We start from the raw sequence: 21,965 nt of genomic DNA on the forward strand, positions 1-21,965 counted from the left end.
TTGACGACCGGGGCCTGAGGCGGAGCCCCAGTTGCGGGAACGGGTGAGGAAAACCCTCAGCCCGCGAACCAGCGCACCGGGCGCGGGTCCAGGTTCTGATACACGTGCTTCGCCTCGCGGTACTCGGCCAGTCCGGAGGGGCCCAGTTCGCGCCCGACACCCGACTTGCCGAAGCCGCCCCACTCCGCCTGCGGCAGGTAGGGATGGAAGTCGTTGATCCACACCGTGCCGTGCCGCAACCGCCCGGCGACTCGCCGCGCGCGCCCCGCGTCAGCGGTCCACACGCCACCGGCCAGCCCGTACTCGGTGTCGTTGGCCAGAGCGACGGCCTCGTCCTCGGTACGGAAGGTCTCGACCGTCAGGACGGGCCCGAAGACCTCTTCCCGTACGACGCGCATCTCGCGGTGGCAGTGGTCGAGGAGGGTAGGCGCATAGAAGTACCCGCCCTCCGGCCGTACGTCGGACGGCTCGGGGCGGGCGCCGCCGGAGCGCAGCACCGCGCCCTCCTCCAGCGCGGAGGCGACGTACATCTCCGTCTTCGTCAGCTGCTGCGCGGAGACGAGCGGTCCGCACTCCACACCGTCGGCCGTACCCCGCCCGAGCCGGATCTTCGAGGCCCGGCGGGCGAGCTCGGCGACGAACCGTTCGCGCACCGACTCCTCGATGATGAGCCGGGAACCGGCCGAGCAGACCTGACCGCTGTGGATGAACGCGGCGTTCAGCGCCTGGTCGACGGCGGTGTCGAAGCCTTCCTCGGTCGCGCAGGAGTCGGCGAAGACGACGTTGGGGTTCTTCCCGCCGAGCTCCAGCGCGACCTTCTTCACGGTGACGGCCGCCGCCTGCATGACCTTCGTACCGCTGGCGAGGCCGCCCGTGAACGAGACGAGGTCGACATCGGGGTGCTCGGACATCCGCGCGCCGACGGGGTCCCCGGCGCCGGTCACGAGGTTGGCGACACCGGCCGGAAGACCGGCCTCCACCAGGAGCTCGACCAGTGCGACGGTCGTCAGCGGAGTGATCTCACTCGGCTTGAGGACGAAGGTGTTGCCCGCGGCCAGCGCCGGAGCGATCTTCCAACTCGCCTGCAAGAGCGGGTAATTCCACGGCGCGATGAGCGCGCAGACGCCGACCGGCTCGTGCACGACGACGCTGTGGATCTCGGGAGAGCCGGCGTCGACGACGCGCCCTCCGCTCTCGCCCACGACGAGGTCGGCGAAGTACCGGAAGGCGTCGGTCACGCAGTCGACGTCGACCCGGCCCTCTTCGAGGGTCTTCCCCGCGTCGCGGCTTTCGAGGAGCGCGATCTCCTCGCGGTCCCGCTGGAGCAGCTCACCGACGCGCCGCAGCAGCGCGGCCCGCTCGGCGACCGGGGTGCGGGGCCATTCGCCGGTGTCGAATGCCGTACGGGCCGCCGCCACGGCGGCATCGACGTCAGCGGCACCGCCCTCGGCGACGAGGGCGAAGGGCTTGGCGTCCGCGGGGTCGATGATCTCGCGCGTGGCGCCGGAAGCGGCTGCCTGCCACTTCCCGCCCACATGGATGGTCTTTTGTGCCGACACGTCGCGTTTGGCCTTCCGTTCCCGATATGTTCCGCCAGTAAAGAGACCGGCAACCGGGAGCCCTCCCCCCGGGGCCGGGAACCATGCGCAATACATGGCCGAAAGTGCCCTGCATCACGAACGTTATGAAGCAAATCAGGTCATAACCTGCCACTAATCCGGAGGCATCAGCCCGCGACCCGGGCAAAGCGACGCCACACACTCACCCCTCGACGGGCTCGTCCCGCACCATCAGACCGGCGACCCACAACGGCATCAGCCAGTGCCCGGCCAGGACCGCGGTCAGTACAGGCGCGATCAGCCCTTCGACCTGTACGTCGCCGATCCAGCCGGCCGCACCGACCCCGAGGGCCGCGACCAGCAACAGCCCGGAGGTCAACCGGTGCGCGCGGGCGCGAGCCCGGTCACGGTCGGCGAGCTGCCGCTCGTCGAGCACGCGGCCACTCAGTTCGAGCAGGCCACGTGTGGCGGAATTGATGACGCCGGTCGCGAAGCACCAGGGCAGCAGCAGGGCCAGCGTGGCGACGAGCGCCCAGACTTGCCGCTCCCCGAAGACGAGGATGTTCCAGCACGCGACGGAGACGATCGTCATGAGGACGTGCGCGCCGACGAAGAGCCGCCGACGGGCGGCCGTGGCATGAAGGGCGGCGCCTTCTTCGCGGTTCATCAGCGCGAACATGCGCCGATCGTGGCTGGTGACTGCGGCGGCTGCCCGCCCCTGTGCTTGCCCTGCGGTCATCACTGCTTCCTCCCGTAGACCTCGTCGGTGAGCGGCCGGAACGGCCGGAGGGAGAACAGCGCCTCCACCGGCAATTCGAAGAACTCGGCAATTTTCAGGGCCAGATCGAGACTCGGGTTGTACTGCCCGCGTTCGATATACCCGACGGTCTGGTAGTGCGCCCCGACAGCCTCGGCCAACGCCTGCCGCGACACCCCACGCTCGGCCCGAACCACCGCCAGCCTGTTGTGTACCTGCTCGCTCATGTATAAGAAGTACTACATTCCGTTGGAGAACTGCAAGAGGCGGCAGGTGAGGCAACCGGACCCCGAAGAAGGCGAAATCCAGCCAGCTGCTCCGGCTGCGACACGGGCGGAAAGAGCGCCCCCTCCCCCGCAAGCACCGAACCGACGGTCGACAACCGCCACACCAAGCTCACCAGTCACACCCGCCGAGCCGACCCCCAACGCCAGCCCTTCTCGACCCCACCACGCCCTGCCGGTGGGTCGAAACGCTCCCGCGATGACCGGAAGCGCAACGGCTGTGACGAGTGAGGCGTGAGAGGCGCCCAGATTCACCAAGTGTCGAGTTCGTCGCATCGGACGACCGCAGCTCATCAACAACGGACGCCCATACGGGCGCCATAAGCGACCTGAGCCGCTGACCGGGCCGAGCGGAAACGTCCAGCCGACAACCGGCGGTCTCACCGGATGTCGGCTCGGACATACGAGCGCTCGAGGCGCATGCCGCGCCGCTGGTGTGGCATCCGGCCCGGGAAGGGGCCACGGTCTCGACCGACAACTCGCCCCTGGATTCCCTTCCACACACCAAGCCCAGCCACGTGCTTGTGGTTCGACCGGTCACCGGGCGGGGTGGACGCCGAACCGGCCCGAGTCGCCCCATTCAACTGTCGCGCCCCACCCGCGCAGACATCAGTTCGCAGGTCGGCCCGGACGGCCGACCGCCCACCCAACCTGGGTGCGCGTGTGCGTTGGAATGGGGGTCGTGCACCAACGGCCGTCGCCGCACTCGCTGAGACTGGGGCCGAGCCGCCCCTTAGACCGACCGCGCCCCACCCACCAGCCCGCAAGCCACCGAGCCGACCCGCGCCCGTATCCCAGTTGTCGTGCAGGGCGTTTTTTCTTGGGCCGTCCCCTGTTGAGCGTTAGCGGTGGGACGGGGCGGCGGGTCAAGGGTGGGCCGCAGGCCCATCGCGCAGCGACGCGACCGCAGGGAGCGCCCTTGACGCGCCGCCCCGGCCCACCGACACTCGAGCGCTCGGGACGGCCCGAAACCCCCAGACGCAACCAGTGGTTCCGGTGGCTCCAGCGGCCCCCGTGTCACGACAACGCCCCCGGCGGCCGACTCAATCGGCTACCGGGGGCGTTGGCATTGGCATACGTACGGACGTACGCCAGTCAGGTCAGATCAGGCCCAGCTCGCGCACCGCGTCGCGCTCTTCCTTGAGCTCCTGCACCGAAGCGTCAATGCGTGCGCGGGAGAACTCGTTGATGTCCAGGCCCTGGACGATCTCGTACTTGCCGTCCTTCGTCGTGACCGGGAAGGAGGAGATCAGGCCCTCCGGGACGCCGTACGAACCGTCCGACGGGATACCCATCGACGTCCAGTCGCCGGCCGCCGTGCCGTTGACCCACGTGTGGACGTGGTCGATGGCGGCGTTCGCGGCCGAGGCCGCCGAGGACGCACCGCGCGCCTCGATGATCGCCGCGCCGCGCTTGGCGACGGTCGGGATGAAGGTGTCGGCCAGCCACTGCTCGTCGTTGACGACCTCGGCGGCGTTCTTGCCGGCGATCTCCGCCTGGAAGATGTCCGGGTACTGCGTCGCCGAGTGGTTGCCCCAAATCGTGAGGCGCTTGATGTCGGCGACCGTCGAGCCGGTCTTCTTCGCGAGCTGCGACAGCGCGCGGTTGTGGTCCAGCCGCGTCATCGCGGTGAAGCGCTCGGCCGGTACGTCCGGGGCCGCCGCCTGCGCGATGAGCGCGTTGGTGTTGGCCGGGTTGCCGACGACGAGGACCTTGATGTCGTCCGCCGCGTTGTCATTGATGGCCTTGCCCTGCGGCTTGAAGATGCCGCCGTTGGCGGACAGCAGGTCGCCGCGCTCCATGCCCTTCGTGCGCGGGCGGGCGCCGACGAGGAGCGCTACGTTCGCGCCGTCGAAGCCGACGTTCGGGTCGTCGGTGATCTCGATGCCCTGGAGCAGCGGGAAGGCGCAGTCGTCGAGCTCCATGGCGGTGCCCTCGGCGGCCTTCAGGCCCTGCGGGATTTCCAGGAGACGCAGCTTGACCGGCACATCCGCGCCGAGCAGGTGGCCGGATGCGATGCGGAAGAGCAGCGCGTAACCGATCTGGCCGGCCGCGCCGGTGACGGTGACATTCACGGGAGTGCGGGTCATGGCGATCTCCGTAAGACAGCTGGCGGTGGGGGTCCCTGCCCCTCGTTGCTGGATATCCCGGCCCGTCCAGGCGCAGACGCCGTTCGGCGTCTGAATCTTGACGTGAAGAGATATCCAGCGGTCAGGCTATCCGACCCCAGCAGCGCCGGTCTCCCGACCCCATGTGGTGCGGCGCACATACCCCCGAACGCCAGGCGGCCGCCCGCGCCGGGGGGTGCGCGGGCGGCCGTCCGACCGGGGTGCTGTGCACCCGTGGGGGGATACCTTGCGCCTTCCCCGTTCAGGCGCGGGCATTCCCCCCTCTTACCTCTTGGCGCCTCTTGGCGCCGATTGGCGCTTCTTCGCGCCCCTCACGGGTTCACGGTTGACGGACTGACGACTCACGGACTCACGGCTTCGCACCGCTTTCCAGCGCCGCACTCCACCACCGCTCCTACCGCTATTCCTGCGTGGTGCAGCCCTTCACGCCCGACGCGAGGGTCGCGCACGCCTTCGCGTCAGCGGCCTTGGTGACGGCGACCATTGGGGTGTACGCGTCCCTGTCCGCGTTGACCAGGCCGTTCTGCGCCTTCGGCTCCTCGCCCCCGCCCGTCCCCACAGCGGCATCCGAGGCGATCTGCACCTTGTCGCCCACTGCGGCCTGCGTGATACGAGCCCACGCCGCCCCGCACGTCTTGCTGTACCGGACCTCGACGAAGGCGGTGCCCACCGTCCCGCTGGCCGTCGTCTTGGCGAACTCGCCGCCGCAGCCCATGGCCTCCGGGTCCTCACCCGTGCATTTGTCGCCACTGCACTCGACGCCCACGGGCAGCTCGGGGGCCGACGTGGTCGGTTCGGCCGTCGGCTTGTTCTTCGCGACGGGGTCCTCGTCCTCGCCGCCGAGGCCGGTCAGCAGTACGGCGGCCGCGATCACCAGCAGCGCGCCCACGACGCCTGCGAGGAACATCGTGACTTTCCTGTGCCTGCGCCGCCCGTCCGACGAACCCGGGCCTGCCCCCGAACCCGTACGCGAACCCGAACCGGCTCGCGAACCCGAACCCGAACCCGTACCCCTGCCAGCCGACTGCGGCGATATGACGTAATCCTGCGGCGAGCCCGTCGGCGTACGCCCGCCGGCCCCATTGCCCACCGCACCCAGACCCGCACCAGCACCAGCACCAGCACCAGCACCGATGGAGCCCGCGCCGGGCCCCATCCCCGTACCGGGGAAGCCGGTGCCCGTGCCTGCGCCCGTGCCTGCGCCCGGAGCTGCCGGGTCCGTGGTTGCGCGCCGGTTCGACCGGCCGCCCTTGGCCGGCGCCGGAGTCTGGCCGAACTCGCCCAGCGCGGCCCGCGCCTGTGAGATCCGTATCGCTTCCATGGTCATGTCGTGGCGCATCTCGGAACGGCTCCACGCACGCTCCGCGAGCTCCCACATGGTGGTCAGATGGCCCGAGTTCGTACCGGTCACCTCGGCCAGTGCGACGACCGCGCCCTTGGGCGCGAGCAGCCGGCCGTTCAGGTAGCGCTCCCACGACGTCTTGCTGTACCCGGTCCGGTCCGCGACCGCCGCGACGCTGAGCCCACTCCGGTCGACGAGCCGGCGCAGCTGGCTTGCGAACTCCTTGACCTGCGGATCGAGATCCTCCGGTAGAGCTTTCCAACGAGGCATTGCTTCCCCCTTGTCCCCCCGTACGTGCCTGATGTGCCATGTGCCCCGTGCTCTCGTGCCCCCTGCCACGCACCCTCCGCCGCCCGTGTTCCGGGCCAACAAGAGGGATGCACAAAGCCAGGATGTCAGTTCCTGGGGTAGGAGCGCACGGGAGCATCCGGGAGTCCGGCGCGCCCCTTGCGCGCCCCCCTCCCGATTCCCTGGAACAGTGTCCCACCGCAGTGGCCCGGCGCGGTCCGTAGCCCCTCTGTTGCGTGGTGATCGCTCCGTGGCGGAATGGTCACCTCCGTGCCACAGGGATCGGGCAGCCCTTGATCGGGATTGACGGGTCCCTGACGCTGAAAACCGTGCCGCGCCCGTCCTTCCTCGGGGGAGAGGACGGGCGCCGGCATGCCCGTACCCGTCCGGGCGTCACGCCGCACTGCCCAACACGCGGGCGTGGATGCGGCCTTGGACACGGCCCGCCCGGAGGAGCCGGAGGAGCCGACGTAGCCCAAGGAACCGAAGGGGCCGAGGAGCCCGAGGCGGGCGTGGCAGCGGGCGCGCTCACGCCGCCCCCCGGGGGGCTGGCCGGACTGGGCCGCTCGCCCCTAGCGCACCGTGAAACGGACCGCCGACTCCAGGAACGGAATCTCGAGCCACGGACCGGGCTGGGCCATCAGCGCGAGGAGCACGATGGCGAAACCGAGCAGTCCGTACGTCGCCATGTCGGTGAAGCGGGAGCGCACGGCCAGCATGCCGACCGACGGGATGAGGCGGCGCAGCACGGCGCCGGAGATCAGGGCCAGGCCGATCAGCAGCGTGCCGAGACGGAAGCCGATGCCGAACGCGTCGACCGCCACGACCAGCAGCCCGAGCGCGGTCGTGCCGAGGACGGCCAGGAACGGCCACTGCCGGACCGGAGCCGCGGCGGCCCCGGAGGCGGCGCGTCCACCGCCCTCGGGCCGCGCGGTGTCCCGGGTGAACAACGGAAAACGCCGCGTGGTGCGGACGGGCCCGTCCGGGCCCGGGGCGCTGACGACGCCCTTGGCCGCCGGTTCGGGCCCGCCTGCGCCGTCGGCCTCGCCGCCCCCGGCCCGGACCGTCTCGCCCGTCTCGCCCGCAGTCGCCGCGTCTTGCGCGTCTTCCGCATCTCTCGCGTCTTGCGCGTCTTGCGCAGCCTGCCCGCCCTGCGCGGACTCCGCAGACTCCCCAGCCTGCGCGTCCACGCTGACGTCCCCGGCGGCGTCCCCGGTGGCGGTCGGTTCGTCCGGGCTCGTAGCAGCACCCATCGGAGACGTTCCCTTCCCGCTCAGCCCGAGACCACGTCGGCAGCGTCCGCCACTGCTCGCTCCGCCGCCTCGACGACGTTGACCAGCAGCTGGGCGCGGGTCATCGGGCCCACACCGCCCGGGTTGGGGGCGACCCAGCCGGCCACCTCCGCGACGCCCGGGTGGACGTCGCCGACGATTTTGCCGTCCTCGTCACGGCTGACGCCGACATCGAGAACAGCCGCGCCCGGCTTGACGTCCTCGGGCTTGATCAGGTGCGGCACGCCCGCCGCGGCGATGATGATGTCCGCCTGCCTGAGGTGCGCGGACAGGTCACGCGTACCGGTGTGGCACTGCGTCACCGTCGCGTTCTCCGACTTGCGGGTCAGGACCAGCGGCATCGGACGGCCGATGGTGATGCCGCGGCCGACGACCACGACGTTCGCTCCCTTGATCTCCACATCGTGGTGGCGCAGGAGCTGGACGATGCCGTACGGCGTGCACGGCAGCGGGCCGGGCTCGCCGATCACGAGGCGGCCGAGGCTCATCGGGTGCAGGCCGTCGGCGTCCTTGGCCGGGTCCATCAGCTCCAGGACGCGGTTGGTGTCGATGCCCTTGGGGAGCGGGAGTTGGACGATGTAACCCGTGCACTCCGGGTTCTCGTTCAGCTCCCGTACAACTGCCTCGATCTCCTCCTGGGAGGCGGTCGCGGGCAGTTCGCGCTGGATCGACGCGATGCCGACCTGGGCGCAGTCGCGGTGCTTGCCCGCGACGTACCACTTGCTGCCCGGGTCGTCACCGACCAGCAGGGTTCCGAGACCGGGGACGACGCCCTCGGACTTCAGAGCCGCCACGCGGGCGGTCAGGTCGGACTTGATCGCGGCTGCGGTGGCCTTGCCATCGAGAATCTGGGCAGTCATGCCCCCATCCTCGCGGATGGACCCGCCCGGGTTCCAATCAAGCCGCCTTGGCCGAGGTTGCACTTGCACAACACATATGGACGCCGACTGGACAAAGAGACGAGTGAACTACAACGATGATCGGCGCAGTGCCGCGGACAGCGGCGGGGGGGCACCGCTCATTCTTTGTGACGTTCCTCCGCTCGGGCCGCGACGTCCCCAGCACTTCCAACGGAGGAACACCGCCATGAGTTTCGGCGACCCGAACAACCCGTACGGCCAGCCCGGCCAGCCCGGCCAGCCGCCGCAGCCGCAGGGCCAGCCCGGCCAGCCCGGCTACGGCTACCCGCAGCAGGCCCCCCAGGGCGTGCCGCCGCAACAGGGTTACGGCTACCCCCAGCAGGGCGCTCAGCAGCCGGGCCAGCCCGGCTACGGCTACCCGCAGGGCGCCCCTCAGGCCGCACAGCCATACGGTGCGTACCCTCAGCAGCAGCCCGGGATGCCGTACGGCAGCATGCCCCCGTTCGCTCACTGGGGGCTGCGGTTCGTCGCCCTCCTGGTCGACAGCCTCGTCCTCATGGTTCCGTACATCCTGGTCCTCGCCGGTGGTGCGATGGGTGACGCCGTCGGCTCGATCCTCGCGATCATCGGTTTCCTCGCCGTCATCGGCGTGGCGATCTGGATGCTGGTCCAGGAGGGCAAGACAGGCCAGACCATCGGCAAGAAGACCATGGGCATCCGCCTGCTGCGGGAGGCCGACGGCCAGCCGCTCGGTGTCGGCATGGCGTTCGTCCGCCGCCTCGCCCACTTCCTCGACAGCATCGCCTGCTACATCGGCTGGCTGTGGCCGCTGTGGGACGACAAGAAGCAGACGTTCGCCGACAAGGTCTGCTCCTCGGTGGTCGTCAAGTCCCAGTAGCCCGACCCCGATCCGACCCCGAGCACGGCGAGAGGCCGCAACCCCCACCGGGGTTGCGGCCTCTCGCATGTCCGCGTCCGCGTCCGCGTCAGTGGAAGAAGTGGCGCGTGCCCGTGAAGTACATCGTCGCGCCCGCCTTCTTCGCGGCCTCGACGACCAGCTCGTCACGGACCGAACCACCGGGCTGGACCACGGCCTTGACGCCGGCGTTCAGCAGGATCTCCAGTCCGTCCGGGAACGGGAAGAACGCGTCCGAAGCGGCGTACGCGCCCTTCGCCCGCTCCTCACCCGCGCGCTCCACCGCGAGCTTCGCGGAGTCGACACGGTTGACCTGTCCCATGCCGACGCCGACCGACGCGCCGCCCTTGGCGAGCAGGATCGCGTTGGACTTCACGGCGCGGCAGGCGCGCCAGGCGAAGGCCAGCTCGGCGAGTTCGCCGTCGGACAGCGCCTCGCCCGTGGCGAGCGTCCAGGACGACGGGTCGTCGCCCTCGGCCTGGAGCCGGTCGGTGACCTGAAGCAGTGCGCCGCCGTCGATGGCCTTAAAGTCCATATAGCTGCCGCGGGCGACCACATCCGACGGGGCGTCGGGGCAGGTCAGCACGCGGATGTTCTTCTTACGGGCAAGCACCTCGACCGCGCCGTCCTCATAACCCGGCGCGACGACGACCTCGGTGAAGATCTCCGCGACCTGCTCGGCCATCGCCACCGACACCGGCCGGTTGACGGCGATGACACCGCCGAAGGCGGACAGCGGGTCACACGCATGCGCCTTGCGGTGCGCCTCGGCGACGTCCGCACCGACGGCGATGCCGCACGGGTTGGCGTGCTTGATGATCGCGACGCACGGCTCGGTCTGGTCGTACGCGGCACGCCGAGCGGCCTCGGTGTCCGTGAAGTTGTTGTACGACATCTCCTTGCCGTGCAGCTGCTCCGCCTCGGCGAGGCCGCCCGTGCCAGAGGTGTAGAGGGCGGCGGGCTGATGCGGGTTCTCGCCGTACCGGAGGACGTTCTTGCGCTCGTACGTCGAACCGAGGAAGTCCGGGAAGCCGGTGTCGTCCGCCGACGCGTAGTCGGCGGCGAACCACGACGCCACCGCCACGTCGTACGCCGCCGTGTGCTGGAAGGCCTCGGCCGCGAGACGCTTGCGCGTCGTCAGGTCGAAGCCTCCGGTCTTCACCGCTCCCAGCACATCGGCGTACCGCTCGGGGCTGGTGACAACCGCCACAGAGGGGTGGTTCTTGGCGGCGGCGCGGACCATCGAGGGGCCGCCGATGTCGATCTGCTCGACGCACTCGTCCGCGGTGGCGCCGGAGGCGACGGTTTCCTTGAACGGGTACAGGTTCACGACCACGAGGTCGAAGGGCTCGACGCCCAGCTCCTCCAGCTGCGCGCGGTGCGCGTCGAGGCGCAGGTCGGCGAGGATTCCGGCGTGCACGCGCGGGTGCAGCGTCTTGACCCGCCCGTCCAGGCACTCGGGGAAGCCGGTGAGCTCCTCGACCTTGGTGACCGGTACGCCGGCCGCGGCGATCTTCCCGGCGGTGGAGCCGGTCGAGACGAGGGTGACGCCCGCCTCGTGCAGGCCGCGGGCCAGCTCCTCGAGGCCCGTCTTGTCGTAGACGCTGACCAACGCGCGGCGGATGGGCCGCTTCGTACCTTCGGCGGTCACTGGATAACTACCTTTCGTCCCTCAATGTGAAAGCCGTTACGGGCCAGGCGCCCCACGACATCGACGAGCAGCCGTCGCTCGACTTCCTTGATGCGCTCATGAAGAGCGACCCCATCGTCTTCGTAGTCCTCGTCCCGGACCTCGACCACGCCCTGCGCGATGATCGGGCCGGTGTCGACACCGTCGTCGACGAAGTGGACCGTGCATCCGGTGACCTTCGCGCCGTACGCGAGTGCGTCACGTACGCCGTGAGCTCCGGGAAAGCTGGGCAGCAGGGCGGGGTGGGTGTTCACGCACCGGCCGCCGAAGCGTGCGAGGAACTCCTTCCCCACGATCTTCATGAAGCCGGCCGAGACGACCAGGTCGGGCTCGTACGCCGCCGTGGCCTCGGCCAGCGCCGCGTCCCACTCCTCGCGCGTGCCGTGGTCCTTCACACGGCAGACGAAGGTCGGCAGCCCGGCGCGCTCTGCGCGTTCCAGCCCCGCGATACCGTCGCGGTCCGCGCCGACGGCCACGACCTGCGCGCCGTACGCCGCCGGATCGTCGCCGATGGCGTCGAGCAGGGCCTGGAGGTTCGTACCGGAGCCCGAGACCAGCACGACGAGGCGGGCGGGCGAGCCGGGGGGACGGGCGGAGGGAGGCGGGGAGGCCACGGCGGGTCTCTTTCTCGCGGGTGGTGCGGCTTGTGTGGTCGTACGAACGAATCGCGTCCCCCGATACGGGGAACTCTACGAAGACGCCAACCGTCGGCAACGATACCGGCACACCGAGCGGCCCCCACGGGACGGGTACGTGGCCGGGAGGTAGCGTCAGGGGACAGGTTCGTTCTACGGACTGGGACAATCCGTCTCCGGACGGGAACAGATCGACACATAAGACCCTCTGTGCACCGGGTCTGAGGGGAAGACGTTCACCAGATGACGGACCGACGCCGCCGCGCGGCTCTCCGCCTGCAGCTTTCCGCGACGTATGCCGGACAGCGGGGTTCGCAGTTGCTGCTGCGGGAACGCCAGTCCTCTTCCACTCCGCCTCCGTCGCCGCAGGGCGACGACAATCCCTTCGCGCCACCGCCCGAGGGCCGGCCCGATCAGCCGTGGCAGCCGCGCAAGCCTGAGAACAGCGGCGACCAGGGCGACGGCGACCAGCGGGACGCCCCGGCGCCCGGCCAGTGGAGCCCCCGCCAGCCGGGCCGCCAGAGCGGTGGATTCGGCGGGCCCGGGCGCCAGGGCGGCCCGGAGGGACAGGGCGGCGGCCAGGGAGGCAACGGCCCGGCACTGCGCTGGGACCCCACGGACCCCGCGCAGCGAAGGGCGCGCTACGCGCTGCTGTCCGGCATGTGGGCCTTCTTCTTCGCGCTGTTCGACCTCCCCGAGCTCGCGCTGCTGCTGGGAGCGCTGGCGCTGTACTGGGGCATCAGCTCGCTGCGCGCGAAGCCCCGCCGCGGCCAGGACGCCACGGCGGACACCGGCGCCGCGCCGGCCACGCCCGCGGCGGCTCCGGCGGCCGGCAGCACCAAGCAGCAGACGACGACGGCGGTGAGCGGCCTGGTCACGGCGGCGCTCGCGCTGGCGATCGTGGCGACGACGTTCACGGTGCAGCTGGTCTACCGCGACTACTACACATGCGTGCAGGACTCGCTGACCCAGTCGGCGCAGGCGTCCTGCAACGACCTGCTGCCGAAGCCCCTGCGCCCGGTCTTCGGCGTAAAGGAGTAGCGGGCCCCGGTCGGCGCCGCCCGCCCCGGGCGGCGCCGAGACCGTCAGGAGCCACTACTCGTCCCCGGACCCCGGCGGCACCTGCGGCCCGGACGGCGGCTCGAGCGCCTCCGCACCGGGCTGGGCAGTGGAGGACGACGCGTCCGGAGCAGGGGCGGGGAAGCCGTCGTCCGGCCCTCCGGAGGCACCTTCGGGCCCCGGCGGCACCTGCGGCGACGTATGAGCCGTGGAGGACAACGCCTTCCCGGCCGGCCGGGAAACATCGGAAGCCGCGGCGGGGAAGCCGGCCATCAGCCCGCCGGAGGCTTCCTTCAGGGCCGCCCATCTGATCTCGCGCGACCCGCTATCGTGCCAGTCCGCACCGACGGTGGCGCCGGGATCGCCGATGGGCAGGAAGTCGGCTTCGCTGTCGTACGGTCCGGTCTCGTCGTCGGCGACAGTGCCGCGCCGCCACCAGGGGGCCGCCGCCGAGTCGGCGGTGAGAGCCCGGCCACCGCCGCTCCCGCCCCGCCCGAACCGCCACCACCGGCGCGACGCGCCCTTTTCGACGGGCGGCCCCTCCGCCGGCCGTTCCCCGGCAGAGCCCCACCGCCACCACCCACGCTTCGCACCATCGGCCACTTCCTCCACCGCCCGTGCGAGCGGTTCCTCGGCGGATCCGCGCCGCCACCACCCGCGCTTCGCCGGCCCGGTCCCTTCCCCGTCACCAGCCGACTCCCTCACCCCTCGCCAGGAGCGTGGAGTCCGGTCGCGCAAGCGCCACGCGCGCAAGATCAGCGCGGCGGGGACGCCCAGCGTCACGGTCCACGCCACCGCCGCCCCGCCCGTACGCCACCACACCGGCCCGAACTCCGACAGCGCCCCCACACCGAGCGGCCCGCCGGCCAGCGCCGCCAGTACCGCCATCGCCACCCCGCACCCCACTCCCGCCAGCGCCGCAGTGGCGGCCGTTTCCCGGAGGGTCCAGCCTTCCTCGCGTACGGCGAAGGGCGGCGCGGCCGTGCGCACCGTGAACCAGGCGACGGCGCCCGCCGCCAGCACCGGCACGGCCAGCGTCGCCCAGTGGGCCGGCGTCGCCCCCTCCCCGGACGGCACCGCCGCGACCAGCGGAAAGTGCGGCAGCGCCGGCGTCCCCACCACACCCAGCGGCGAGGCGGTCGCGCCCGCACCGAGGGCGAACCCGGGCCCCAGCCCGTACGCGGCGCCCCACACCGCGGCATTCGGCGCGAGCGCCAGAACCAGCAGCAGCACCGCCAGCCGCCCCGACCAATCCCCCGCGAGCTGCAGCAGCGTGCCCTGCGCCACCCCCGCATGCCACACCAACGACGCCAGGGCGAGCACCGAACCCCCGCCGATCAGCACCAGGACGCCCACCCCCGCGCTCCGGAGCGCGACCCGGAACCGGGGGCGCACAAGGACCTCCCGCACGCCCCCCGGCACCCACCCCGGCAGCGGCCCGCGCGGCCGCGAGCCGGCCGTCCACACCCCGCCGGCCGCGCCCACCGCCGCGACGAGAGGCAAATGCAGCGCCGCGCTGACGCCCTCCGCGGGAAGCGCCCCACCGTACGCGTACAGGAAGACAGCAACCCCAACAGCCAGATACCCAGCGACAACGCCGCAAAAGACACCCCCCGCAGACGGCCCGGAAGCCACCTCGTCCCGCGCGGAATCCGCCTCTCCCTCCCTCTCCATCGCATCCCGAGCGGCCCGATGGGTGAGCCACACCGGCAGCGCGACGAGCAGCATCGGAGTCAGCCCGAGGGGGGCGGGAGCGCCGGAGAGGGTCTCGTGCCGGACGACCTCGGCCCCGTGGGCGACCAGCCACAGCCCGGCGGCGACGCGCAGAGCCCCGCCGGGCCCGCTGTCGGGGTACGGCGAACTGATCCACAGCACCATCACCAGGACGGCGAGCGAGCCGAGACCGAGCCCCGCAGCGATCACCCCCCGCACGAAACAGGCAGCCTGTACGGAGGAGCGGCTGTGCACGGACGGCAACCACGTACCGCGAGGGGTCACTTGAGTCACCCGGCCATGCTGTCAACGACACGCGCTTAATCCATGTAACAGGCGAATGACTGCCGTGTCGCTCAATATACGTTTATGTACTTTTTCGTCCGGTGTAGCGCTGCGGGGGGACTTTCATGACGCAGGGCACCGAAACCGCCCCCGCCGCCCCGCTGCCCTCCCCGAAGGAGCGGCGCAGGCTGCGCGAAGCGAAATCGCTGACCCAGGAGCAGGTAGCGGCTGCGCTGGGCGTATCCCGCGAGACGATCAAGGCATGGGAATCGGGCCGCATAAACCCGAAGCGCCGCAAGCGAGCCGCGTACGCGAAGCTGCTCGCCTCCTTCGAGGACGAACCCCCCGCACAGGACACGGTGCCGGGCCGGGCGGAAGGGGACGAGCCGAGGCACGCCTCGCAGGACTCGGTGGCAGGAGGGGACGTGCCGGGGCGCTCCCCGCAGGGCGTCGAACGCAACCACCCCGACGAAAAACCAGTACCCGAACGTTCGACGCCCGAGGAGACGCCCCGGCGCGGTACCGACCCCAACGCCCCCGTAAAAGGCACCGCCCCTGAAGCCGCACTCACCCCCGCCCAGGCCTTCGACGCCCTCTACGCCCACTGCGCCCACGCCCTGCTGAGTCAGGCGTACCTCCTCACAGGAAACCGCCCCCTGGCCCGGGAGTCCGTCGAGTACGCCTTCCGCCTGGCCTGGGAACGCTGGCCCGCCGTGGCCACCGACCGCGACCCGGCGAGCTGGGTCAGAGCAGCGGCGTACGAGTACGCGCTCTCCCCCTGGCACCGCCTGCGCCGCGCGCACAAACGCCCCGAACGCCCCCCCGCCGACCGCGACCGCCGCGTCCTGCTCCAGGCCCTCCTCGCCCTCCCGCCCGTCCACCGCCGCACACTCCTGCTGTACGACGGCCTGGGCCTCGACCTCCCCGACACGGCGGCCGAAACAGAGGCGAGCACCCCCGCCGCGGCGAACCGCCTGCTCAACGCGCGCTCGGCGATCGCCCAGCGCCTCCCGGAGCTGGCCGACGCCGGCACCCCCGCCGACCAGTCCGCGCTGCTCCGCGAACGCCTGGCCCACCTGGCCGAGATCGCCACGACGCCGCCGGTCAAGCTGCCGCCCGCCCGAGCCGTACGGACGGGAAGCGAGCGCAGGACACGGTTCTGGACGCGCGCGGCCATCTTCTTCACGGCGATGATCGTCAGCGCCACAGGTTTCACACTGGTCACAGCCCCGACGCGGTACGAGCCCGCGCAGACCCCCGGCGAACCGGTGCGCGGCGTCCCGGTGCGCGGTGGCCCTCAGCCGCTGACCCCCCAGGACGAGGAACTGCGCAGCATGCTGCACGACGCGCCCGTGACGGGCCCGCCCCGCCTGGTCCCGGAAACACGCTGAACGCGGGCGGGCCCGTACCTCCTGACCAGGGGATACGGGCCCGCACCACAACACAACCGCACCGCCGAAAGCAGCGGCAGCGACGTACTAGCCCGCCAGAATCGCGCGCGCCAGCTTGGCCGTCTCGGTGGGCGTCTTGCCGACCTTGACGCCCGCGGCCTCAAGGGCCTCCTTCTTGGCCTGTGCGGTGCCAGAAGAACCGGACACGATGGCGCCGGCGTGACCCATGGTCTTGCCCTCCGGCGCCGTGAAGCCCGCGACGTAACCGACGACCGGCTTCGTCACGTTCTTCGCGATGTAGTCCGCGGCACGCTCCTCGGCGTCGCCACCGATCTCACCGATCATCACGATGAGATCAGTGTCGGCGTCAGCCTCGAACGCGGCCAGAGCATCAATGTGGGTAGTACCGATGACCGGGTCGCCACCGATGCCGACGGCGGACGAGAAGCCGATGTCACGGAGCTCGTACATCATCTGGTAGGTCAGCGTGCCGGACTTCGACACGAGACCGATGCGGCCGGGCTTGGTGATGTCGCCCGGGATGATGCCGGCGTTGGACTGGCCCGGAGTGATGAGACCGGGGCAGTTCGGACCGATGATCCGGGTCTTGTTGCCCTTCGCACCGGCGTACGCCCAGAACGCGGCGGAGTCGTGGACGGCGATGCCCTCGGTGATCACGACGGCCAGCGGAATCTCGGCGTCGATCGCCTCGACGACGGCGGACTTCGCGAAGGCCGGCGGCACGAAGAGAACCGACACATCGGCGCCGGTCTTCTCCATCGCTTCCTTGACGGAGCCGAAGACCGGAACCTCGGTGCCGTCGAAGTCGACGGACGTACCGGCCTTGCGCGGGTTCACGCCGCCGACGATGTTGGTGCCATCGGCCAGCATGAGCTTGGTGTGCTTCATGCCCGTGGCGCCGGTCATCCCCTGGACGATGACCTTGCTGTCCTTGGTGAGGAAGATAGCCATGGTGTTGGAGTCCCTCGTCCCTTACTTCGCAGCCGCGGCGAGCTCGGCGGCCTTGTCGGCCGCGCCGTCCATGGTGTCCACGCGCTGAACGAGCGGGTGGTTCGCGTCGGAGAGGATCTTGCGACCCAGCTCCGCGTTGTTGCCGTCCAGTCGCACGACGAGGGGCTTGGTGACAGCCTCGCCCTTCGACTTCAGCAGCTCCAGAGCCTGGACGATGCCGTTGGCGACCTCGTCACAGGCGGTGATGCCGCCGAAGACGTTGACGAACACGGACTTGACGTCCGGGTCGCCGAGGATGATCTCCAGGCCGTTCGCCATGACCTCGGCGGAGGCGCCGCCACCGATGTCGAGGAAGTTGGCGGGCTTCACGTTGCCGTGGTTCTCACCGGCGTACGCGACGACATCGAGCGTCGACATGACCAGACCGGCACCGTTGCCGATGATGCCGACCTCGCCGTCGAGCTTGACGTAGTTGAGGTTCTTGGCCTTGGCCGCAGCCTCGAGCGGGTTGGCTGCGGCCTTGTCCTCGAGCGCCTCGTGGTCGGGCTGACGGAAGTCGGCGTTCTCGTCGAGAGACACCTTGCCGTCGAGCGCGATGATGCGGCCGTCGGCGACCTTCGCGAGGGGGTTGACCTCGACGAGGAGCGCGTCCTCGGCGACGAAGGTGGCCCACAGCGTCACCAGAACCTCGGCGACCTGCTCGGCGACCTCGGCCGGGAACTTCGCCTGGGCGACGATCTCGCGGGCCTTCTCGATCGTCACGCCGTCATTGGCGTTGACCGGGACCTTCGCGAGGGCCTCGGGGCTCTTGACCGCGACCTCCTCGATGTCCATGCCGCCCTGTACGGACGCCATGGCGAGGAAGGTGCGGTTGGTGCGGTCGAGGAGGTACGAAACGTAGTACTCCTCGGCGATCTCGGGTGCCGTCTCGGCGATCATCACCTTGTGGACCGTGTGGCCCTTGATGTCCATCCCGAGGATGTCCGTCGCCCGGGCGACGGCCTCGTCCGGGGTCGCGGCCAGCTTGACGCCGCCGGCCTTGCCGCGGCCGCCGACCTTCACCTGCGCCTTGACGACCGACTTGCCGCCCAGCCGCTCAGTGGCCTCGCGCGCCGCCTCAGGCGTTTCGATGACTTCACCGGCCAGCACCGGTACACCGTGCTTGGCGAAGAGGTCCCTCGCCTGGTACTCGAACAGGTCCACGCGCGTCCGTCCCTTTTCTGGTGATCGCGGTTCGTTGCGTTGTCTCCAATGGGCGTGCCGCGAAGGGCAACGTGACGGCGCAGTCACAAGGGAGGCGTAACGGTGTCCGGTACGCGGCATGTCCGTCTCGCAGGTTATCCCCGTGGGCCACAGGTCCCTAAATCGCAGATCACACCTGAGCGGTGATACCGGTCACAGCGGGTCACGGAACGCACGTGCTACCGACGCGACCGCGGCGGCCGGCGCCGAACAGCGGCAGACACGGAGCCGGGCGGCCCCCACCCCAATGGAGACCGCCCGGGGAGCATCGGACCCGCCTGTCGGATGCCCTACGTCCTGATGCGTACCTGTGTCAGATGCCCTGCGTCAGGTAGGACGCGTAGCCCGGGGTGACCGAGCCGGCAGCGTCCTGGCCGCCGGAGGCGACGTTGCCGGCGAGCGGGGTCGAGGCGACCGTGCCGGAGAGGTCCTGGGCGAACGGCTGGACGTCGGACACGACGCCACCGGCGAACGGCGACACATCGCCGACGACACCGTGCGCGAGGGTGTGGGCGCTGCCGCCGACGCCGTACGCGACCGGCTCGACGTGGTCGACGACGGCCTGGACGAACGGCTGGACCGCGCCGTGGACGCCACCCGCGAACGGGCCGACCTCGGAGACGACGCCACCGGCGAACGGCTGCACGTCGGAGACGACACCGCCCGCGAACGGCGTCACGTCGCCGACCGCACCCTGCGCGAGGCCACCGACGTCACCGACGGCCTGACCGGCGACGGGGACCACACCGGCGACGGCGCGGGCGGCGATGGGCGGCAGGGTGTCCTGGGCGGCGGCGTGGGCGAGCGGGGTGGCGTCGGCGACGGTGCCGTGGGCGTAGGCGGGGGCCTGGTCGGCGTAGCCGTGGGCCTGGCTCTGCACCTGCCCCGGCGCCTGCTCCAGCTCCGACGCGAAGGCGGACAGCGGACCGAAGAGGTAGTCGACCTCGGCCTCGGCGTCGACCTCGGCGTCGTGCCGAACGTCCTGGACGGCCGCCTCGGCGGCGACCTTCGGGGCGGCCGCGTCCTCGGCGGCCTTGTCCTGGACCCCGGCAGCAACGTCCTTGACGTCACCGTCGATCCCGGCGACGCCGTCGACACCGGACGCGACGTCCTGGACGTCGTCCATGACGTCCGACGCCTGGTCGGGGGTCGACAGCGGCACCGAGACGGGCAGCTCGGCCGCGCTCGCGGCGGCGGTGCCGAGGGCCCACATACCGCCGGCGGTGGCGGCGACGGCGATGGAACGGCGAATGTTCTTGTTCATGCTGGTGTCAGATCCTTCGAATTCGTTCGGCTGTCCGGATTTCCGGATGGCGGGCAGACCTGTCCCGCCCCCGCGCGGCAGGTCATTGAGCGGGGGACGGTCTGCCCTAGCCGGGGAATTCGAGGATTTCGTTCGGTCGGTCGTACGTCGGTGCGGTGGTCGCCGGCAGCGTGGACCCGCGCACCAGCCCGAACCGTGCGCCGCCCGCGAACGTGGCCGCGTGCTTGTCGCCGGAGCGCGACGAGGGCCCGTCGCCGGCCGACTGCCGCACGCCGTCACCGCACGGCCCGGCAGGCGCCTGTACGGGCGCCTCCCCGTACTCCGCACGGCCCCCACGGCGGTCCGCGTCGTCGCGGTGCGGAACGGTGGGGTCGTACGCATACACGCCTCGGTCGGCCAGACCCGCGACGCCGGTTACGGACCCGCTCCCGTCGAGCTGCGCACGGTCGCCGGAGCCCCGGTGCACGGACTTCTCCGGCTGCACGGGCGGCTCCGTACCGCCACTGGGAGGCGGCGTCGGCACCACGGGCATCTCGGCCACGGGCACTTCGGGCATGGGCAGTTCCCGTACGGGCAACGAAGGCACCGGCAGCTCAGGCGCGGCCGGTCGACGACTCTCGGCCACCCGGTCCTTGAGCTCACCCACGCCCGCCGCGACGCCCCCTGCGACATCGGCCACCGGCTCCGCGACCCCACGCACGGCCTGCCCGGCGTCGCGCACCGCCGACTTCTGCGGCACCTGCGCCTGCACCGGGGCATCAGGAGCCACAGGGACCACAGGAGCCACCAGGGCGACGGGGGCGGCCACCGCATCCACGGCAGCGGTGGAGTCATGAGGCGGCCGCGGCGCCTCAACGGCGTACGCCTGGCCGCCCCACAGGAACCCCAACGCCAGCAGACCCCCCAGGAAGAACACCACCCGCAGCGCACGCCGCCGACCCGCCCGGCGCATCACGCGCAGGGCGGCAAGAGGGCGAGCGACTACGGCAGTCAAGAGGAACGGCACCTTCGCACGGCAACGGAACAGGGTGGCGGAACGACGGGGTGATGCTTGCACGAGCCTCATGGGGTCGCGCAAGTCGGATGTTACCGATGAGTCGCCATGTCCGGTATCGGGAGGGGTCGTTTTTCGATCGCCGCGGCCATCACCTCCGGAAAAAGGTCCGGCGTACAGGCGAAGGCAGGGGCGCCGAGGGCCGCCAGAGCTGCCGCGTGCTCCCGGTCGTAGGAGGGGGCGCCTTCGTCGGAGAGCGCGAGCAGGGCCACGAACTGCACTCCCGAGGCCTTCATCGCCGCGACCCGCTTCAGCATCTCGTCCCGTATGCCGCCCTCGTAGAGGTCACTGATCAGCACGACGACGGTGTCGGCGGGCCGGCTGATCTGCGACTGGCAGTACGCGAGGGCGCGGTTGATGTCCGTTCCCCCGCCGAGTCGGGTGCCGAAGAGAACGTCGACCGGGTCGTCCAGCTGGTCGGTGAGGTCGACGACGGCGGTGTCGAAGACGACGAGGCGGGTGCTGACCGAGCGCATGGAGGCGAGAACCGCGCCGAAGACCGACGCGTAGACGACGGAAGCGGCCATCGACCCCGACTGGTCGATGCACAGGACGACGTCCTTCTTCACCGACTGCGACGCCCGCCCGTACCCGACGAGCCGCTCGGGCACGACGGTCCGGTACTCGGGAAGGTAATTCTTCAGGTTGGCCCGGACGGTCCGGCCCCAGTCGATGTCCCGGTGGCGGGGGCGGTTGACGCGGGCGCTGCGGTCGAGGGCTCCGGTGAGAGTGGCCCTGGTGCGAGTGGCGAGCCGCTTCTCCAGGTCTTCGACGACCTTGCGGACTACGGCGCGTGCCGTTTCCCGGGTCGTCTCGGGCATCGCCTTGTTGAGCGAGAGCAGCGTCCCCACCAGGTGGACGTCCGCCTCGACGGCCTCCAGCATCTCGGGTTCCAGGAGCAGCGCCGACAGACCAAGTCGCTCAATGGCGTCGCGCTGCATGACCTGCACGACGGAGCTCGGGAAGTACGTACGGATGTCGCCGAGCCAGCGCGCGACCGACGGCGCGGATGCGCCGAGCCCGGCCGTGCGGCCGGCCGGACGGCCGGCATCGCGCCCGCCGCCGTACAGCGCGGCCAGCGCCCCGTCCATGGCGGCGTCCTGTCCGCCCAGCGCGTGCCCGGTCCCGTCGGCCTCCTCCCCGCCCAGCACGAGCCGCCACCGCCGAAGCCGCTCCCCGTTGCCCGTCTCACCGCCGCGCGCGTCCGAGGCCACTGGGGGCCCCGGGCGCGGG

Annotated in this window: 18 protein-coding genes; 3 read left to right on the top strand and 15 right to left on the bottom strand. The window is 71.0% G+C overall.

Annotated features, from left to right (window positions below; translation table 11 throughout):
- Positions 1 to 56 precede the first annotated feature (56 nt).
- The 7 genes from AC1P0E_RS12865 to AC1P0E_RS12895 form a co-directional block, all read right to left on the bottom strand.
- Positions 57 to 1,559 carry an aldehyde dehydrogenase family protein gene (locus tag AC1P0E_RS12865; protein WP_482742320.1) on the bottom strand — a complete coding sequence of 501 codons (1,503 nt, stop codon included), beginning with the start codon at positions 1,557 to 1,559 and terminating at the stop codon, positions 57 to 59.
- Positions 1,560 to 1,761: 202 nt separating this feature from the next.
- Positions 1,762 to 2,298, bottom strand: coding sequence for a hypothetical protein (locus AC1P0E_RS12870; protein WP_482742321.1), 537 nt, complete (start codon positions 2,296 to 2,298; stop codon positions 1,762 to 1,764).
- A complete protein-coding gene (locus AC1P0E_RS12875; RefSeq protein WP_482742322.1) occupies positions 2,298 to 2,543 on the bottom strand; it encodes a helix-turn-helix transcriptional regulator in 246 nt (81 codons plus the stop codon). The genes AC1P0E_RS12870 and AC1P0E_RS12875 overlap by 1 nt, the downstream gene beginning before the upstream one ends.
- Before the next feature lie 1,157 nt (positions 2,544 to 3,700).
- The gene (locus AC1P0E_RS12880; protein WP_482742323.1) at positions 3,701 to 4,690 is read right to left on the bottom strand and encodes a malate dehydrogenase; all 990 of its coding nucleotides are present in this window, start codon (positions 4,688 to 4,690) and stop codon (positions 3,701 to 3,703) included.
- A gap of 439 nt (positions 4,691 to 5,129) precedes the next feature.
- Positions 5,130 to 6,341 (bottom strand): XRE family transcriptional regulator, encoded by a 1,212-nt coding sequence (locus AC1P0E_RS12885; RefSeq protein WP_482742324.1) that lies wholly within the window; start codon positions 6,339 to 6,341, stop codon positions 5,130 to 5,132.
- Between the two features lie 590 nt (positions 6,342 to 6,931).
- Positions 6,932 to 7,612 (bottom strand): DUF3017 domain-containing protein, encoded by a 681-nt coding sequence (locus AC1P0E_RS12890; RefSeq protein ID WP_482742325.1) that lies wholly within the window; start codon positions 7,610 to 7,612, stop codon positions 6,932 to 6,934.
- 20 nt (positions 7,613 to 7,632) lie between these two features.
- A complete protein-coding gene (locus tag AC1P0E_RS12895; RefSeq protein WP_482742326.1) occupies positions 7,633 to 8,511 on the bottom strand; it encodes a bifunctional methylenetetrahydrofolate dehydrogenase/methenyltetrahydrofolate cyclohydrolase in 879 nt (292 codons plus the stop codon).
- A 226-nt stretch (positions 8,512 to 8,737) separates the two neighbouring features.
- On the opposite strand from AC1P0E_RS12895, the gene AC1P0E_RS12900 reads away from it, so the two are divergent.
- Complete coding sequence (locus AC1P0E_RS12900; protein ID WP_482742327.1) at positions 8,738 to 9,409, top strand: RDD family protein; 672 nt, start codon at positions 8,738 to 8,740, stop codon at positions 9,407 to 9,409.
- An 88-nt stretch (positions 9,410 to 9,497) separates the two neighbouring features.
- Here AC1P0E_RS12900 and purH read toward each other — a convergent pair whose 3' ends face one another.
- Positions 9,498 to 11,078 (bottom strand): bifunctional phosphoribosylaminoimidazolecarboxamide formyltransferase/IMP cyclohydrolase, encoded by a 1,581-nt coding sequence (purH, locus tag AC1P0E_RS12905; RefSeq protein WP_482742328.1) that lies wholly within the window; start codon positions 11,076 to 11,078, stop codon positions 9,498 to 9,500.
- Positions 11,075 to 11,731, bottom strand: a complete 657-nt coding sequence (gene purN / locus AC1P0E_RS12910; RefSeq protein ID WP_482742329.1) for a phosphoribosylglycinamide formyltransferase — start codon at positions 11,729 to 11,731, stop codon at positions 11,075 to 11,077. Before purN ends, purH begins: the two co-directional genes overlap by 4 nt.
- Before the next feature lie 264 nt (positions 11,732 to 11,995).
- Here purN and AC1P0E_RS12915 point away from each other — a divergent pair, with 264 nt between their 5' ends.
- On the top strand, positions 11,996 to 12,793 hold the full coding sequence (locus tag AC1P0E_RS12915; RefSeq protein ID WP_482742330.1) for a hypothetical protein: 798 nt from the start codon (positions 11,996 to 11,998) through the stop codon (positions 12,791 to 12,793).
- A 54-nt stretch (positions 12,794 to 12,847) separates the two neighbouring features.
- Here AC1P0E_RS12915 and AC1P0E_RS12920 read toward each other — a convergent pair whose 3' ends face one another.
- Positions 12,848 to 14,818, bottom strand: coding sequence for a cell division protein PerM (locus tag AC1P0E_RS12920; RefSeq protein ID WP_482742331.1), 1,971 nt, complete (start codon positions 14,816 to 14,818; stop codon positions 12,848 to 12,850).
- A gap of 116 nt (positions 14,819 to 14,934) precedes the next feature.
- On the opposite strand from AC1P0E_RS12920, the gene AC1P0E_RS12925 reads away from it, so the two are divergent.
- On the top strand, positions 14,935 to 16,200 hold the full coding sequence (locus tag AC1P0E_RS12925) for a helix-turn-helix domain-containing protein (protein WP_482742332.1): 1,266 nt from the start codon (positions 14,935 to 14,937) through the stop codon (positions 16,198 to 16,200).
- An 87-nt stretch (positions 16,201 to 16,287) separates the two neighbouring features.
- Here the strand turns inward: AC1P0E_RS12925 and sucD are convergent, their stop codons facing one another.
- The 5 genes from sucD to AC1P0E_RS12950 all read right to left on the bottom strand — a co-directional run bounded on the left by sucD (position 16,288) and on the right by AC1P0E_RS12950 (position 21,823).
- Positions 16,288 to 17,172: a succinate--CoA ligase subunit alpha gene (gene sucD / locus AC1P0E_RS12930; RefSeq protein WP_215137979.1), complete on the bottom strand. Its 885-nt coding sequence runs from the start codon at positions 17,170 to 17,172 to the stop codon at positions 16,288 to 16,290.
- Between the two features lie 21 nt (positions 17,173 to 17,193).
- On the bottom strand, positions 17,194 to 18,375 hold the full coding sequence (gene sucC, locus AC1P0E_RS12935) for an ADP-forming succinate--CoA ligase subunit beta (protein WP_482742333.1): 1,182 nt from the start codon (positions 18,373 to 18,375) through the stop codon (positions 17,194 to 17,196).
- 352 nt (positions 18,376 to 18,727) lie between these two features.
- Complete coding sequence (locus AC1P0E_RS12940) at positions 18,728 to 19,678, bottom strand: hypothetical protein (protein WP_482742334.1); 951 nt, start codon at positions 19,676 to 19,678, stop codon at positions 18,728 to 18,730.
- 106 nt (positions 19,679 to 19,784) lie between these two features.
- Complete coding sequence (locus AC1P0E_RS12945; RefSeq protein WP_482742335.1) at positions 19,785 to 20,672, bottom strand: hypothetical protein; 888 nt, start codon at positions 20,670 to 20,672, stop codon at positions 19,785 to 19,787.
- Between the two features lie 92 nt (positions 20,673 to 20,764).
- Positions 20,765 to 21,823 carry a VWA domain-containing protein gene (locus AC1P0E_RS12950; protein WP_482745739.1) on the bottom strand — a complete coding sequence of 353 codons (1,059 nt, stop codon included), beginning with the start codon at positions 21,821 to 21,823 and terminating at the stop codon, positions 20,765 to 20,767.
- Positions 21,824 to 21,965 lie beyond the last annotated feature (142 nt).

The sequence above is a fragment of the Streptomyces sp. TRD_SC_5 genome, from assembly GCF_056836825.1.